Origin of the sequence: Agreia sp. Leaf244, assembly GCF_001422695.1 — a bacterium.
Classification (GTDB): Bacteria; Actinomycetota; Actinomycetes; order Actinomycetales; family Microbacteriaceae; genus Agreia.
The window spans coordinates 46,426-61,351 of sequence record NZ_LMLX01000009.1 but is presented as its reverse complement, the minus strand read 5'-3'; the positions used below and the strand labels follow the sequence as shown (position 1 = coordinate 61,351).

The 14,926-nt window shown below is 66.9% G+C and carries 12 protein-coding genes, 1 tRNA gene and 1 pseudogene; 9 read left to right on the top strand and 5 right to left on the bottom strand.

Annotated elements, in window-relative coordinates; genetic code table 11:
- Positions 1-176: pseudogene (locus ASF06_RS18975) on the bottom strand (aquaporin); the annotation flags it as partial.
- Between the two features lie 139 nt (positions 177-315).
- Complete coding sequence (locus tag ASF06_RS18970; protein ID WP_055950836.1) at positions 316-2,079, bottom strand: glycerol-3-phosphate dehydrogenase/oxidase; 1,764 nt, start codon at positions 2,077-2,079, stop codon at positions 316-318.
- A 112-nt stretch (positions 2,080-2,191) separates the two neighbouring features.
- On the opposite strand from ASF06_RS18970, the gene ASF06_RS18965 reads away from it, so the two are divergent.
- From ASF06_RS18965 to ASF06_RS18930, 8 genes are all read left to right on the top strand, one after another.
- Positions 2,192-3,169: a sugar-binding transcriptional regulator gene (locus tag ASF06_RS18965; protein ID WP_055950833.1), complete on the top strand. Its 978-nt coding sequence runs from the start codon at positions 2,192-2,194 to the stop codon at positions 3,167-3,169.
- 35 nt (positions 3,170-3,204) lie between these two features.
- The gene (locus ASF06_RS18960) at positions 3,205-4,632 is read left to right on the top strand and encodes an NAD(P)/FAD-dependent oxidoreductase (RefSeq protein ID WP_055950830.1); all 1,428 of its coding nucleotides are present in this window, start codon (positions 3,205-3,207) and stop codon (positions 4,630-4,632) included.
- Between the two features lie 90 nt (positions 4,633-4,722).
- Positions 4,723-6,516: a hypothetical protein gene (locus tag ASF06_RS18955; protein WP_055950827.1), complete on the top strand. Its 1,794-nt coding sequence runs from the start codon at positions 4,723-4,725 to the stop codon at positions 6,514-6,516.
- A 28-nt stretch (positions 6,517-6,544) separates the two neighbouring features.
- Positions 6,545-6,811: a DUF7218 family protein gene (locus ASF06_RS18950; protein WP_055950824.1), complete on the top strand. Its 267-nt coding sequence runs from the start codon at positions 6,545-6,547 to the stop codon at positions 6,809-6,811.
- 103 nt (positions 6,812-6,914) lie between these two features.
- Positions 6,915-7,160: an ATP-dependent Clp protease adapter ClpS gene (gene clpS, locus ASF06_RS18945; RefSeq protein ID WP_235501085.1), complete on the top strand. Its 246-nt coding sequence runs from the start codon at positions 6,915-6,917 to the stop codon at positions 7,158-7,160.
- A gap of 8 nt (positions 7,161-7,168) precedes the next feature.
- Positions 7,169-7,666: a DUF2017 family protein gene (locus ASF06_RS18940; protein ID WP_235501083.1), complete on the top strand. Its 498-nt coding sequence runs from the start codon at positions 7,169-7,171 to the stop codon at positions 7,664-7,666.
- A gap of 90 nt (positions 7,667-7,756) precedes the next feature.
- Positions 7,757-8,623 (top strand): TetR/AcrR family transcriptional regulator, encoded by an 867-nt coding sequence (locus ASF06_RS18935; protein WP_162237731.1) that lies wholly within the window; start codon positions 7,757-7,759, stop codon positions 8,621-8,623.
- A gap of 26 nt (positions 8,624-8,649) precedes the next feature.
- Positions 8,650-8,937: a hypothetical protein gene (locus ASF06_RS18930; protein WP_055950810.1), complete on the top strand. Its 288-nt coding sequence runs from the start codon at positions 8,650-8,652 to the stop codon at positions 8,935-8,937.
- Positions 8,938-9,024: 87 nt separating this feature from the next.
- Here the strand turns inward: ASF06_RS18930 and ASF06_RS18925 are convergent.
- The 3 genes from ASF06_RS18925 to ASF06_RS18915 all read right to left on the bottom strand — a co-directional run bounded on the left by ASF06_RS18925 (position 9,025) and on the right by ASF06_RS18915 (position 13,307).
- Positions 9,025-9,098 (bottom strand) — tRNA-Met (locus tag ASF06_RS18925).
- 54 nt (positions 9,099-9,152) lie between these two features.
- Positions 9,153-12,116 carry a UPF0182 family protein gene (locus ASF06_RS18920; protein ID WP_200920419.1) on the bottom strand — a complete coding sequence of 988 codons (2,964 nt, stop codon included), beginning with the start codon at positions 12,114-12,116 and terminating at the stop codon, positions 9,153-9,155.
- An 81-nt stretch (positions 12,117-12,197) separates the two neighbouring features.
- Entirely contained in the window at positions 12,198-13,307 is a 1,110-nt protein-coding gene (locus ASF06_RS18915; protein WP_055950846.1) for a YlbL family protein, read from the bottom strand.
- A 248-nt stretch (positions 13,308-13,555) separates the two neighbouring features.
- Between ASF06_RS18915 and ASF06_RS18910 the strand changes: the two genes are divergently transcribed.
- Positions 13,556-14,872, top strand: coding sequence for a zinc-dependent metalloprotease (locus tag ASF06_RS18910; RefSeq protein ID WP_055950808.1), 1,317 nt, complete (start codon positions 13,556-13,558; stop codon positions 14,870-14,872).
- The last annotated feature ends 54 nt before the right edge of the window (positions 14,873-14,926 follow it).

Sequence of the window (14,926 nt, the reverse complement as noted above, 5' to 3'; positions counted from 1 at the left end):
GACACGATCACACCGGAGAACACGGCGAAGCCCCACCCGATGTTCACCATCAGGAAGCCGCCATTGAAACCCTTGTTCTTCACGAGAGCGACGTTCGCCACCACACCGCAACCCAGCAGAACGAGCAGGGCCGTGCCTACCAGCTCTGCGAGAAATACAACTCCGAGATTGTCCACGTTGACCTTCCTTATGTGACGTCCACGTCACCTTGATGAGAATGAGGGGCCGACTTACGCCGGCCCCTCCATGACGCTAGCGATCAGTTGTCGAGTCAAACAACCGATTCGCGTGCACGTCTGTTCAGACTGCGCGCGCTCACTCCGCCGCGACGGCGGCGGCCCGAGCGGTCGACGATGCGTCGAGCTCGAGTCCGTGGAACAGCGCGAGGTCCTTCACCGCGACAGCGCGTTCCTCTGCGAGCTGCTCTGCCGACCATCCGAGCGCCTCTGCGACGACGGAGCTGAGCTCATCGAAGGCGGCCTGGTCGAGATCTCCCACGAAGGCCAGAATGGTGCGGCGGAGCACCAGGTCGGTGAGGTGCACGACGAACTCGTTCTCGACGAGGAAGGCGATCTCGGCGGCCGAGAATCCGGCGACGTGAGCGAGCGCCTCGTCGTTCGAGGAGTCGCCCAGGGCATTGATGACCCGGTCGGCCTTTGTTCCGTAGCGCGCCAGCAGGGCGCGGGCGCGGTCGGCGCCCAGATCGGATGCGTGTGCCGCGACCCAGGAATCGCTCGCCTGCGGGGTGGTCGGGAACCCGACGCCGCCGCCGATGGCGAGCTTCTCAGTGCTGACACTGCGGGTGCGACCGATCAGCTCGAGCGTCTCGTTGGTCAGGTGCTCGGAGAGTGCTCGGAAGGTGGTCCACTTTCCGCCTACGAGGCTCAGCATGGGCACCTTCGAACCACCGCCGAGGCGGGACGGCTCGATGCGGTAGTCGCGCGAGACGAATCCGGGTGCGGTGTCGTCGTGCTTCGGCAGCGGACGGATGCCGGAATAGCGGTAGACGATCTGCGAGCGGTCGACAGGGATGCGTGGGAAAACGTGCGACACGAGTTTGAAGAAGTAGTCGACCTCCTCCTCCGTGCACACGGCGGGCTTCGTGATGTCGGCCTCGAGGTCGGTCGTTCCGACGAGAACGCGGCCATTGAGCGGGTAGATCAGAACGATGCGGCCATCGTTGTTCTCGAAGAAGACCTCGCCGCCCGCGCAGGCCTTGTAGAGGGCCGGGTTGTCGAGCACGATGTGGGAACCCTTGGTGCCGCCCATGAACGTGCTCGGCATGCCGAGTGCATCGTTGGTGAGGTCGGTCCACGGCCCCGTCGTGTTCACGACGGCGTCGGCGGCGATGCTGAACTCTCGACCCGAGACGGTGTCTCGAAGCACGACCTCGTCGCCCCTGACTCCGATCGCTTCGACGTAGTTCGCGCTGCGGGCGTGCTCGCCCGTGGCAAGAGCGTCTTCGACGAGGTCGAGCGCGAGGCGCTCGGGATTCTCGACGGCGGCGTCGAAGTAGGTGGCGGTGTACTTCACGTCGGGGCGCAACTGGGGCAGCTTGGCGAGGGACTTCTTGCGGCCTGCGAACTGGTGGCGGGGAACGGATCCGCCGTCGCGCGAGAACGAGTCGTAGCCGAGCAGACCGAGCTTGATCAGGAGCGCACCGCGCTCCTTCGGCTTTCCCTGCTTGTGGGTGAGGAAGCGCAGCGGGGCCGAGACGATGCCCGAGAACGTGGAGAAGATGGGGATGGTCGTGGGCAGGGGCTTCACATAGTGCGGGGCCAGGCGCAGCAGCCGATTGCGCTCCTGCACGGATTCGCGCACGAGACGGAACTCGCCGTTCTCGAGGTAGCGCACGCCGCCGTGGATCATGTGGCTCGACGCCGCGGAAGCGCCGGAGCAGTAGTCGCTGCGCTCGACGAGCACGACATCCACCCCCTGCAGGGCGAGGTCGCGGAACGTCGCGATTCCGTTGATGCCACCGCCGATCACGAGCACCTGTGCTCGTGGGTTCTCGACGAGCCCGGCGACATCGGGCCGGAGTTCAGGCTGGCTTGAGGGGGAAACGACTGGTGCACTCACTGTGTACTCGCCTTCGTGTAAGTAAGTTCCTTGATTACCCCTTGAGTCTGACACCTGCACACAATTGTTCAAGCGTTATGCACAGACGTGCAGGGCGTGGAAGAATGTCGACATGACCATCGCTTCGGCCGACCAGCACGCAGAGAAATCGCGCGACGCTCTGCGCGCCGCCCAGCTCTACTATCTGCAGGACATCACCATGGAGGCGATCGCCCACGAGCTGCACACATCGCGCTCGTCGATCTCCCGACTGCTGAGTTTTGCGCGTGAAACCGGGCTCGTCGAGATCCAGGTGAAGTCGCCGGCCGAACGCGTCTCGACATCGCAGCAGCGCATCCGCGAACGCTACGGCGTGACCGCCCACATCGTGCCCGTGCCGGCCTCGACGAACGAGGTCGACCGGCTCGAACGCGTCGCCGTGTCGGCTGCACGCATTCTCACCCCGTTCGTCGACTCGAACATGACCGTGGGCATCGCCTGGGGCTCGACCATCAGCGCGGTGAGCCGGCACATCCCCGAGAAGGTCACTCACAACACCACGCTGGTGCAGCTCAACGGGGCGGCCAATTACCAGACGACCGGCATCGTGTACGCGAGCGAGATCATGACCCGATTCGGCGTCGCCTTCGGGGCCGCGGTGCAGCAGTTCCCGGTCCCCGCCTTCTTCGATGACGCCGCGACGAAGCAGGCAATGTGGCGCGAGCGTGCCATCCGGCGCGTGCTCGACATTCAGAAGCGCATGGACATCGCGCTGTTCGGCCTCGGTTCGCCGTTCGCCGATGTGCCCAGCCACGTCTACATCGGCGGCTATCTCGACGAGTCCGACTACGCGTCGCTGACCGCATCCGACGTCGTGGGAGACGTCGCAACCGTCTTCTACCGCGCAGACGGGTCGTCGACCGACATCCCCATGAACTCCCGCACGAGCGGGCCCAGCCTCGAACTCGTGTCGCGCGTCGCCCGCAGAGTCTGCGTCGTGAGCGGAAAGTCGAAGTTGCCGGCCCTGCGAGGCGCGCTGGCCGCGGGTCTCATCACCGATCTGATCATCGACGAGCCCACAGCGCATCTGCTCACCGACGACGTGGCCTGACCGCACGAATCCGAATCGTCACGTCATACTGGGGTATGGCGCAGACCGTATTCGAACGCTCCCGACCGTCGACGCGCATCGTCGATCACGCATTGAGCGCGGCCGTGCACCGCCCGTTCTGGATCGACGACATCACCCAGCCGCGTAGGCGCCGCCTCCAAGCGCCCGTGATCGCCGACCTGGCGATCGTCGGTGGCGGTTACGGCGGCCTGTGGACCGCCGTCCTCGCGAAACGCCGCCATCCGGATGCGCGGGTGGTGCTTCTCGAGGCCAAGACGGTCGGCTGGGCGGCGTCCGGCCGCAACGGAGGGTTCGTCGAGGCGAGCCTCACCCACGGCGACGACAACGGACGCAGTCGCTTTCCCTCCGAGATCGAGCGCCTGATCGAGCTCGGCCTCGAGAACCTCGACGACATCGAACGCGCGGTCGGCGAATACGCCCTCGAGTGCGACTTCGAGCGCAACGGGGCCCTCTCGCTCGCCGTCGAGCCCTACCAGGTCGACGCCCTGCGCGCGGCGAGCACCGATGACCACACGGTCTTTCTCGACACCGACGCGGTGCGGCGGCAGGTGGACTCCCCCACCTACCTCGCCGGTCTCTGGGAGAAGCGCACCTCCGCCCTGGTCCATCCCGCCAGACTCGCCGCCGAACTCGCGCGGGTGGCCGAGGAGCTCGGCGTGGAGATCTTCGAGAACACACCCGTGCGATCGATCTCGTCGAGCAGCGGCTCCCCCATGGCACCCGTCGTCGTCGTCACCGACAACGCTCGAGTCACCGCCCGTCGGGTCGCCCTGGCGACGAACGTGTTCCCGTCGCTTCTCCGCCGCAACCGGCTCGCGACGGTGCCCGTCTACGACTACGTGCTCATGACCGAGCCGCTGAGCGACGAGCAGCTCCGCTCGATCGGCTGGGCGAACCGGCAGGGGCTGGGCGACGGCGCCAACCAGTTCCACTACTACCGGCTCTCCCGCGACAACCGCATCCTGTTCGGCGGCTACGACGCGATCTATCACTACGGAGGTCGAGTCCGCCCCTCCTACGAGGACCGTCCCGAAACATTCCGCCGACTCGCGGAGCACTTCTTCACCACGTTTCCCCAACTCGAGGGCCTGCGCTTCTCGCACCGATGGGCGGGCGCCATCGACACCTGCACCCGCTTCTGCGCGTTCTACGGCGCTGCACGGCAGGGTCGCGTGGCGTACGCGGCGGGCTACACCGGCCTCGGCGTCGCCGCCACCCACTTCGCGGCGAACGTGATGCTCGACCTGCTCGACGGCGAGGCGACGGAGCGCACGAGTCTCGAGATGGTCCGTCGCCGCCCGCTCCCATTCCCGCCGGAGCCCGTGGCGTCCCTGGGAATCCAGACGACGAGATGGTCGCTCGACCGGGCCGATCATCACGGTGGGCGCCGAAACGGCATCCTCAAGGCTCTGGATGCCGTGGGGCTGGGTTTCGATTCCTGACCCCACGCCGGGCCGAGGCCCGGTATCCTGAAAAACGGCCTACCCGACCCCGCGACGGTTTCCGCTCGACGCGGACACCGAAGGAGTTCCATGACTTTCGACGCCCTCTCCCCCGAACCCGAGAACCCGCCCCAGAACGACTCGAACCGCGCGCCCGCATCGACGCAGCCCGACTCGCCCCTCGTGCTCTCGGGGCGCGACCGCTTCGCCATCAGGCTCATCGATGCCGCGGTCAAGGTGGGATCCGAGGACTTCCAGGCGCGCTACCGTCCGGTCACCGACGAGCTCTTCAGCCACCACCTCATCGACCCCACGGCCAAGCCTGCCTACGTGCAGCCCGAGCTCGAGCCGATCGTCAACCTCGAGACCACCGAAGACCCGCTCGAGATCATCCGGTTGCACCTCGACAGCGTCATCGAAGACCGCCAGGCCCGCGACGAGGCCCGCATCAATGCCGAGGCCCACCTGACAGATGTGTCGGGGCAGCTGGCCGAATCGCAGGCGCACGCGGCCGATCTGCAGCAGCAGCTCATCGACCAGACCGCGCGGGCCGAGGCCGCAGAGGCCGAGGTCGACAGGCTGCGGGCAGAGCTCCAGAACCAGGTTGCCTCCCTCACGGCCCAGCGCGAGTCCGAGGTCGGTGCTCTGCACCAGCAGCGCGAGGCCGAGGTCGCGGGTCTTCACCAGCAGCGCGAGGCCGAGGTCGGCGAGCTGTCGGCTCGACTGGCTGCCGAAGTGGCCGCCCTCACCGCCCAGCGCGATGCAGACGTCAGCGCCGCCCACCAGCAGCGCGAGGCCGAGCTGGCCGCCCTGTCGAACGAGCGCGACGTGCACGTGGCGGCCCTGCACCAGCAGCGCGAGAACGAACTCGTCTCGCTATCGACCCAGCGCGATGCCGACCTCGCCGCGTTGCAGCAGCAGCGCGACTCCGAGGTCGCCGAACTGAACTCGCGACTCGCCGCCGAGGTCGCCGCCCTCACCAGCCAGCGCGAGAACGACGTCGCCGCCCTGCGCAGCGAGCGAGACGCGACGATCGCGGGGCTGCACGCCCAGCGCGAGACCGAGGTCGCGTCGCTCACCGCAGAACTCGCCGAGCTCCGTGCCCAGCGCGACGCCCAGGTGGCCGAACTCACCGCGCGACTCGAATCCCAGGTGGCGGAGCTCGAGGGCACCCGCACCACCGATGTCACCGCGCTCGCCGCCGAGCATGACACGCAGCTCCGCACGATCGACGAGGCGCACCAGCAGCAGATCGACGAGCTGAAGGCGGCCCACGATGCTCAGCTCGCCGAGCTGGCCTCCGCCCACGAACAGCAGATCGGTGAGCTGGGCGCGAGCCACGAGCGCCAGACCGCCGAGCTGATCTCCGAGAAGGAGGCCCTGGCGACTCAGCTGCAGGGCGACTCCACCCACGCCGACAGCGGCCTGCCCGACGTGCGAGACGATCTGGCTGCGGCCGTCGCTCGAGCCGAGCAGGCGACATCCGAACTCGAGGCCAGCCGCGCGCAGATCGAAGCGCTGCGCGAGGAACGCGACCGCAGCGACGCCCAGCGCGACGCCGCCATCGAAGAACTCGACGGCGTCACCGCCCAGCGCGGCGAGTGGGAGAACCGGCTCCGGCTCACCGTGGCCGCTCTCGCCGGCGACGAGGTCGTCGGCGACTGGACCGAGGACAACGCTCCCGAGCAGCGACTGGTGCAGTTCGTGCAGTCGACCACCTCGGCACTCGAGCAGAAGATCAGCCGCATCGAGCAGATCGCGACCGAAGAGCTGGTCGACGAGACCGAGACCAACGAATATGCGATCGGCGCGAACGACGCAGCCGTGCGCGTGCTGAACGCCCTCGACGACGTCGAGTCGGATGAGACCGTCGACGCTCCGTAGTCAGAGCCACACCAGTCAGGAGGTCATCATGCCGGGCAAATCGAATCCCTCGCTGAAGGATCCGGATCTGTACGAAGAACTGCGTGACGAGGGCGCGTCGAAACAGAAGGCGGCACGCATCTCGAATGCAGCAGCGAAGAAGGGCCGCGCCGAGGTGGGACGATCGGGCGGGGAGTCAGGATCGTACGACGGCTGGACCGTTGCCGGGTTGAAGAAACGGGCCAAAGAGCTCGGCCAGACGGGTTACTCGAAGAAGACCAAGGCCCAGCTCATCTCGTCGCTCCGCAACAGCTGATCATCCGTCGGCGCGGCGCATCCGGCGACCCGCATATGACAGGCTTGATGCCGTGGCACAGACCCTCGACCAGACCGAACTCGACGCGCAGCTCGATCAGCAGCTGCAGCTCGGCTCCCTGTGGATCACCCTCGTATGGAACGATCCGGTGAACCTCATGTCATATGTGTCGTTCGTGTTCCGCAGCTACTTCGGATTCTCGAAGCCCGAGGCCGAGCGGCGGATGATGCAGGTGCACACCGAGGGGCGTGCGGTCGTGGCGACGGGCACTCGGGAAGAGATGGAGCGGCACGTCGAGGCCATGCACGGATTCGGCCTGTGGGCGACGCTGCAGAAGGTCGACGATTGACTCCGTTCGTGCGGCAGGAAGAGGCCATGGTCGCATCGTTCGAGCGAGCCGAGGTCGAGATCCTCGTGACGCTCGCCACCGACGTTCATTCGCTTCTCGCCGACGCCGACCGGCTCGATCCCGACTCGCCGAGCTCCCGCGCTCTCGACAGGCTTCTGCCCGCGGCTTACGGCGACGGGGCCGAGAACGACGCGGAGTTCCGTCGATTCACCTCTGAGGGCCTCGTCGAGCGCAAGGTGCGCAACGCCGAGCTTCTCGTCGAGGCCTTCGGAGAGCGCGACGAGTGGGCGGGCACCGTGCAGGTGACTCTGGATGCGGCGGCCTCGAGCGCGTGGTTGCGCAGTCTCACCGACATCCGGCTCACCATCGCGGCCGGTCTGGGCATCGAACACGACGGAGACGAACGGCTCATCGACGCCGACGATCGCTTCGTGCTCGAGGTATACGGCTGGGTCGGCTTCGTTCAGGAGTCGCTGCTGCGCGCCCTCGATCCCGACTTCTCCTGAGCGGTTGGGACCCGACGTCCCATCCAGCATTTCGGGCGTGACCTCGCGACCGCGAGACTGGAGGATGGACGATCCACGGGGAGCATGCGCATGGCAGACGATCACGGCATCTCGACCGAACGACCCCGGCAAGGCCGGATGACGTCGGAGCAGATCCGGCGTCGTATGTTCGATGCCGCCCTCGCCACGACGGGCACGCGCGGCATGACCCTGGGGTTCCCCGGTCTGCAGATGGACGACGTGATCGCTGCGGCCGGCGTGTCGAAGAGTTCGGTCTACCGGCTGTGGAAATCGAGAGACGCCTTCGTCGGGGAACTGCTCAACGAGGCGGCGGCCACGTTCGCCGATCAGCTCAGCGACGACCGCGCCCTGCGCACGGCCATCGAACTCGTCGCCTCACGCCCCGATCTTCACGGGACGGCAGAGGGGCGGAGGCGGCTCCTGCTCGAACTCATCCGGGTGGTGCTCGAGCAGAACTATTACAGCACGATCGACTCGGCCGCGTGGCAGTCGTTCCTCGCCACCTCGGCAGCTCTTCTCGCCGACGACGGCAGTGAAAACCTGCGCAGGGTCGCGGAGACCCTCCGTCGCGGAAGCGAACGCTTCGTCGAGGCGATGGCTTCGTTCCACGAGGCGATGGCACGCCTGCTGGGGTTCAAGCTGCGCGACAACTTCGCGGGCGGTTTCACGCTCTACACCGTTCTCGGTTCGGCGATCGTAGAGGGGCTCGCCGTGCGGCACCTCTCGAACCCCGCCGTCACCGACAACTTCTACCTCGGTCCGCCGACGCTCACCGATGAGCCCACCGAGTGGGCGCCGTCGGCGATCGGCTTCCTCGCCATCTATGACACCTTCATCGTCGCCGACCCGGACTTCGATCCCCGAACGATCGACGCCTACCTGAAAGAACTCGCGACTGCGACCGGGGCCGGTTCCGCGCCCCCTGCCGGCACGTGACCACGCATCGCGCCCACGGAGGGTCCATGACCGCCCTGATGCGCGCGGACACACGGATGACGCAACGCGAGGCGATCCACGCGCTGGGGACGATCCTGCGATTCCCTCTCGAGGTCGATGACGACGGTGCCGAGTACCTGCGGCCGACATCCGACACCACGCTCGACGTTCACGTCGACGAGGTCGACCCGCACTACCCGCTCGTGCTCACCCTCTGGCACTGGAAGAGCCAGGCAGACGCCCGAATCGCCGTGTCGGAGCTTCAGCCGCTCATCGCCCGGTCGACGGGGTGGACGGTCATCTCGCAGGAGTGACGATCCACCAGACGGGCCGACACCACTGGGCAAAGCAAAAGGCCCTCCGGCTTCGAATTTCTTCGAAGCCGGAGGGCCTTTCTTTTGTTGCGGGGACAGGATTTGAACCTGCGACCTCTGGGTTATGAGCCCAGCGAGCTACCGAACTGCTCCACCCCGCGCTACCTGTTAAGACTAACACAGGGTTCGGGGGGTTCAGACCACGGTGCCGGCTCTTACTGTCCCTGAGCCGCCAGAGCCCGGTTGAGAGCGGCCTGCAGCTTGGCGTCGGCCTCGCCGTAGGCAGTCCAGTCGCCGGCCTTCATCGCGGCGTCGCGGTCTGCGAGGGCGGCCTTCGCATCGAGCAGCGCCTGTGTGAGACCTCCGGTGTCGGTCGACGGCGTATCGGTGGACGGCGTGCCGGCATCCGGTGTCGTGCCCGCCGAGTTGTCGGGTGTCGCCGTGTTGCCATCGTCGACCACGGGAACGGACTCGTCGCCCGCGACGGCACCGGAGTCGCCTCCGAACAGTTCGTCGAGCGCTGCGTCGAGCGTGTCCTCGAAGGCGATCTTGTCTCCGAACGCCACCAGGATCTTCTGCAGCAGCGGGTAGCTCGTGCCACCCGTCGACTGCACGTAGACCGGCTGCACGTAGAGGAGTCCGCCACCGACCGGGAGGGTCAGCAGGTTTCCACTCTTGACCTCGGTCTCACCCTGCCGCAGCAGGTTGAGCGCCTGAGACACCGTCGGGTCGGTCGTGAAGTTGTTCTGCACCTGTCCGGGGCCCGGCACGGTGTCGTCCTTCGGCAGCGTCAGCAGCCTCAGCTTGCCGTAGTCGTCGGAGACCTTGCCGTCTTCGGAGCCCGCGTTCGAGTCGACCGCGAGATAGCCGTTCAACACGTTTCGACTGCCCTCGCCCGTGTTCACCGGAATGAACGTGGAGTAGAGCGAGTACGACGGGGCCTCCTGGCCCGGCATCTGCAGGGTCAGGTAGTACGGCGGCTGGAGCGTGGGACTCGCGGACGGCGCCGTCGGGTCGTTCGGCGTGGTCCACGCGTCTTGCTTGGAGTAGAACGATCCCGCGTCGGTGACGTGGTACTCGCCGAGGATGGCGCGCTGCACCTTGAAGAGATCGGCCGGGTAGCGCACGTGGCTCAGCAGGTCGCCGCTCATGTCGCTCATGGGCTTGAGGGTCGACGGGAAGATCTTCTGCCAGGTCTTGAGCAGGGGGTCTGTCTCGTCCCACGCGTAGAGCGTGACCTTGCCGTCGTAGGCGTCGACGGTGGCCTTCACCGAGTTGCGGATGTAGTTGATGTCGTCGACCGCGAAGGCAGGCCGCGGCGTGTAGGTGTCGGCGATCACGTCGGAGAGGCTCTCGGTGCGCGAATACGGGTAGTTCGCGCTCGTCGTGTAGCCGTCGACGATCCAGACGACCTTGCCGTCGACGACCGAGGCATAGGGGTCGGAGTCGATGGTGAGGTACGGAGCGACCTTCGACACGCGCTGAGCCGGGTCGCGGTCGTAGAGGATCTGCGACTGATCGGTGACACCGTCTGAGAGGAAGATCTGCTCGGACTGGAACTTGAGCGCGTAGACGAGGCGGTTGAAGACGTTGTCGAGCTTCGGTCCCCCGTCGCCGGCGAACGTCGTGTAGGTCTGCTGCTCGCCCTCTTCACCCGACGGGTAGTCGAGCTCGTTCTTGGGCCCGCCCTCGGGGCCGCCCACGATCGAGTAGTCGGGGCTCGACTCTCCGAAGTAGACGCGCGGCTCGTAGTCGCCGAGGTCACCCGTCGAGGGGATGCCCGACTCGAGGAACACGGGCTGCCCGTCGACAGAGCGCTGGTTGCCGAACGCGGCGACCAGACCGTAGCCGTGGGTGTAGACGATGTGCTGGTTGTACCAGGTGTTCGAGGTGCCCAGGCCGTCGAGGTTCAGGTCGCGCACCGTCGTGACCGCGTCTTGCACGGTGCCGTCGATGTTGTAGCGGTCGACGTCGAGGTACTGCGGGAACTGGTAGTACTGGCGGAACTGCTCGAGCTGCTTGTAGGTGTCGGAGATGAGAGCCGGGTCGATGATGCGGATGTTCGCGGTCGTGACCGCGTCCTGCCTCAGTGCACCCGCGGTGGCATCGGTCGTGGCGTCGTACTCGGTCTCCTCGACGTCGGACACGCCGTAGGCGTCACGCGTCGAGTCGATGTTGCGTTGGATGTACTCGGACTCGAGCGAACGCTCCGAGGGGTCGACCTGGAAGCGCTGCACGACCCACGGATACAGCGATCCGAGGATGAGGCTCGACACGATGAGCAGCACCGTGCCGATGATGGGCAGGCGCCAGCGGCCGATGACGGCCGCGACGATGAAGAGCAGCGCGACGATGCCCGCGATGCCCGCGAGGATCGACAGTCCGGGAATGGTTCCGTTGACGTCGGCATAGGTGGCACCGGTGATGAGCTTGCCCGTGCCGTTGGTGACCGTGGAGTACTGGTCGAGCCAGATGCTGGCCGCCTGCACCGCGAGATAGAGGGCGGCGAGAATGGCGATCTGGATGCGGGCCGTCTTCGAGATGCGCACCTCGCGACCCGCGACACGGATGGCGCCGTACAGGTAGCTGGTGGCGAGCGCAGCGATGCCTGCGACGAGGATGACGGCCGACGCGAAGCCGACGACGCCCCGGAAGAACGGCAGGTCGTAGAGGAAGAACGAGATGTCGAGCCCGAACTGCGGGTCGGTCTCGCCCGTCGGAGTGCGGTTCAGGTACATCAGGGTGAGCTGCCACCGCGAGGCCGTGGCGACACCCGCGAAGATGCCCAGCACGACCGGGATGCCGATGGATGCGAGACGACGCAGGGGCTCGACGACCTGCTGGTAGCGGTCGAGCTGCGAGTTGAGCTTCGCGTAGACCGGTCGCCAGCGGAAGGCGATCTCGATCGACGCCCAGACCGGGATGGCCATGGCGAGGAAGCCGACGAAGAACATCACCCCGCCTGCGGCCCACTGGGTGGTGAGCACGTCGACGAAGCCGACCTGGTCGTACCAGAGGATTTCGGTGTAGAGATTGGAGAAAGCGAAGAACGCGATTGCGAGGGCAACGACGATGGCGATGGTGATCGCCAAGGGTGCGCGGGATCTTCTGATGGGCTTCTCGGCGGTTTGGGAAGTCACGTGTGGGGGCCTCTTTACAGCGGTGCGGTGTCCGTCCATCCTAGACAAGGCAGGCTGAGAACTCCCCCGTCGAGCGTTGCGCCTCGGGAGAACACGGCCGCTCGTGCGGCCCCGATGCGGCTACCCCGCTGCGGTGGTCGTGTCGCAGCTCGGCAGGGCATCCATGCCGTCGCCGCTCGAGATCGCCGTAAGCGCGGCCAGCGAATCGTCGAGCGTCGCCACGGCGAAGACCCGTATGCCGTCGGGCACGTGACCTGTGACCTCATCGCAGTTCGATGCGGGCGCCAAGAAGTAGTCGGCACCGGCGTCACGCGCACCGAACAGCTTCTGGCGGATTCCGCCGATGGGCCCGACCGTGCCGTCGGCCGAGATGGTGCCCGTGCCGGCCACCTTCTCGCCGCCGTTGAGTTCGCCGTCGCTGAGCTTGTCGATGATGCCGAGCGCGAACATCATGCCGGCGCTGGGCCCGCCCACGTTGTCGAGCTGGATCTTCACGTCGAACGGGAACTCGAAGCTGGCCTGCACGCCGATTCCCAGCACCGAGGTGTCACCGCTGGTGACCGGGGTGATGGATGCCTCGACCGGCGCTCCGTCGCGCGTCACGTCGACGACGGCCGGCTTGCCGGTGCCGTTCTCCGCGACGGCCGCCCGGAGCTCGTCGATCGAGTCGACGGCCTGGCCGTTGACGCTCGTCACGACGTCGCCCGCCTCGAGCTCGCCTTCGGCCGGAGAGTCCTTCGACACGCTTCCGACGCTGACGCTGGTCGTGAAGTCGTAGCCGAGGCTGCTGAGGGCCGCGGCGATCGCCTCCTGCTGGCTGTCGACCATCAGGGCGGCGTTCTGCTCGTCGCGCTCTTGGGTGGTGACATCGGGCGGATACACGGACTCGAGCGGCACGACCGCTTTGCTGCTGTCGAAATAGGCCTGCACGACCTCGGCCCACGACGGGGTCTGCTCTGGCGAGCCGACCACCGAGACGGTGAGCATGTCGAGGGTTCCCGCGGTCGGGTAGGTCGTCTCGCCGTCGATGGAGATGAGCGGGGTCTCGGTGCCATCGACCTCCTGCGAGCCCAGAGTGTCGAACACGGGCCCGGGCTGCTCGATGACGTAGGGAGTGGGAAGGAAACTCATGACGAGGCCCAGGACAAGCGCCACGACGAGCACCGTCCACCCCGTCGTGCGGCGGCGGGCAGTGCGGCGCTCCGCCGCGATCTCCTCGGGAGAGCGCAGGACGAACGGCGAGCCGACGCGATCCGCATCATCAGGACCGAACAGGCTCACGTGTCTCCTAGGGGCAGAAAAGATGGGGGCGGTTGCGGGTGGGCACTGTTCGCCACGGGCGCACGGCCGAAGCGCCCAGCCTATGGGAAATCCCAGCCAGGCCGATCGGCCACGGGCTAGCGTAGAGATCAATTCTGACAGCGGGCATGGAGCACACCGGATCCTCGCCGACTGCCGGGCGAAAGAGGTTTCCCGAAATGAGCGACGACACATCCAAGGAGCCGGAGGACGACTTCCGCGACATGCTGCGGAGCTTCCTCGAGGGCAATTCCGAGATGGATCCGGCCAAGCTTGCCTCGGCGGCGGGGCTCCCGTCTGACCCGGCCGCGGTGCAGCAGCTCATGCAGCAGCTGCAGAACGCGATGAGTACTACGGGCGACGGCATCGACTGGAAGGTCGCCACGAAGCAGGCGAACGAATTCGCCGGGCAGTCGTCGTTGAGCGTCACCGACGCACAGCGCACAGAACTCGACGGAGCCCTGCGCATCGCCGCGCTCTGGCTCGATGAGGTCACGAGCGTCACCGAGCTGGCCTCGACCCCGGCCTACCTCACCCGCCAGCAGTGGACGACGGCCACGATGCCCGTGTGGAGCCAGCTGGCCGAACCCGTCGCTCTGAGCATCGCGGATGCCCTCACGGCGGTTCTCAAAGACCAGGCGCCAGAGGAGATGGCCGGCATGCTGGCCGGCGCATCCAAGCTCATGCGCAATCTGGGCGGAGCCCTCTTCGCCGTGCAGCTCGGCCAGGTGGTGGGCCAGCTCTCGACCGAGGTCGTCTCGGGCGGCGATGTCGGCATCCCGCTCTTCGAAGACCAGACGGCGGCACTCCTCCCCCAGAACATCGCGTCGTTCAGCGACGGTCTCGACATCCCCCTCGACCAGGTGCAGCTCTACCTGGCCGTGCGCGAACTCGCGCACGCCCGGCTGTTCCGCCACGCGAAGTGGCTGCGGCTGCATCTCATCACGTCGATCACCGAGTTCGCGCGCGGCATCCGCATCGACACCGAGCGGCTCGAGGAGCTGGCCGAGGGATTCGATCCGTCGAACCCGGAGGAGCTCCGCCAGGCGGTCGTGTCGGGGGCCCTCATCCCGCCGAAGACCGAGATACAGCAGCATGCCCTGACCCGGCTCGAGACTATGCTCGCCCTGATCGAGGGCTGGGTCGACGTCGTCACCGCCCAGGCGACGACGCGGCTGCCGTCGAGAGACGCCGTCGCCGAGACGGTGCGCCGTCGACGGGCCACGGGAGGCCCCGCCGAGAGTGCGTTCTCCACCCTCATCGGGCTCGAACTTCGTCCTCGCCGTCTGCGTGAAGCCGCGGCCATGTGGCAGGCCGTCACCGACGCCGTCGGATCCGATGTGCGAGATGAACTCTGGTCTCACCCCGACCTCGTGCCGACTCCGGAGGACATCGACGACCCCGCGGCGCTGGTCGCTCGGCTTCAGGCCGGTGCGCCCGCGCCCGACGAGATGGACCAGGCTCTCGAAGACCTGCTCCGGGGCGAAGGCGAGTAGCCCGACGCGCCCTGTGCATAACTGAGACGGCGCGGGCGGGCGATCCGGCATCAT

Excerpts from the sequence above, each read along its gene's own strand:
- ASF06_RS18910 (WP_055950808.1), top strand. The coding sequence starts at position 13,556 with ATGAGCGACGACACATCCAAGGAGCCGGAGGACGACTTCCGCGACATG.
- ASF06_RS18955 (WP_055950827.1), top strand. The coding sequence starts at position 4,723 with ATGACTTTCGACGCCCTCTCCCCCGAACCCGAGAACCCGCCCCAGAAC.
- ASF06_RS18965 (WP_055950833.1), top strand. The coding sequence starts at position 2,192 with ATGACCATCGCTTCGGCCGACCAGCACGCAGAGAAATCGCGCGACGCT.
- ASF06_RS18920 (WP_200920419.1), bottom strand. The coding sequence starts at position 12,116 with ATGGACGGACACCGCACCGCTGTAAAGAGGCCCCCACACGTGACTTCC.
- ASF06_RS18930 (WP_055950810.1), top strand. The coding sequence starts at position 8,650 with ATGACCGCCCTGATGCGCGCGGACACACGGATGACGCAACGCGAGGCG.
- ASF06_RS18935 (WP_162237731.1), top strand. The coding sequence starts at position 7,757 with ATGGCAGACGATCACGGCATCTCGACCGAACGACCCCGGCAAGGCCGG.
- ASF06_RS18960 (WP_055950830.1), top strand. The coding sequence starts at position 3,205 with ATGGCGCAGACCGTATTCGAACGCTCCCGACCGTCGACGCGCATCGTC.
- ASF06_RS18950 (WP_055950824.1), top strand. The coding sequence starts at position 6,545 with ATGCCGGGCAAATCGAATCCCTCGCTGAAGGATCCGGATCTGTACGAA.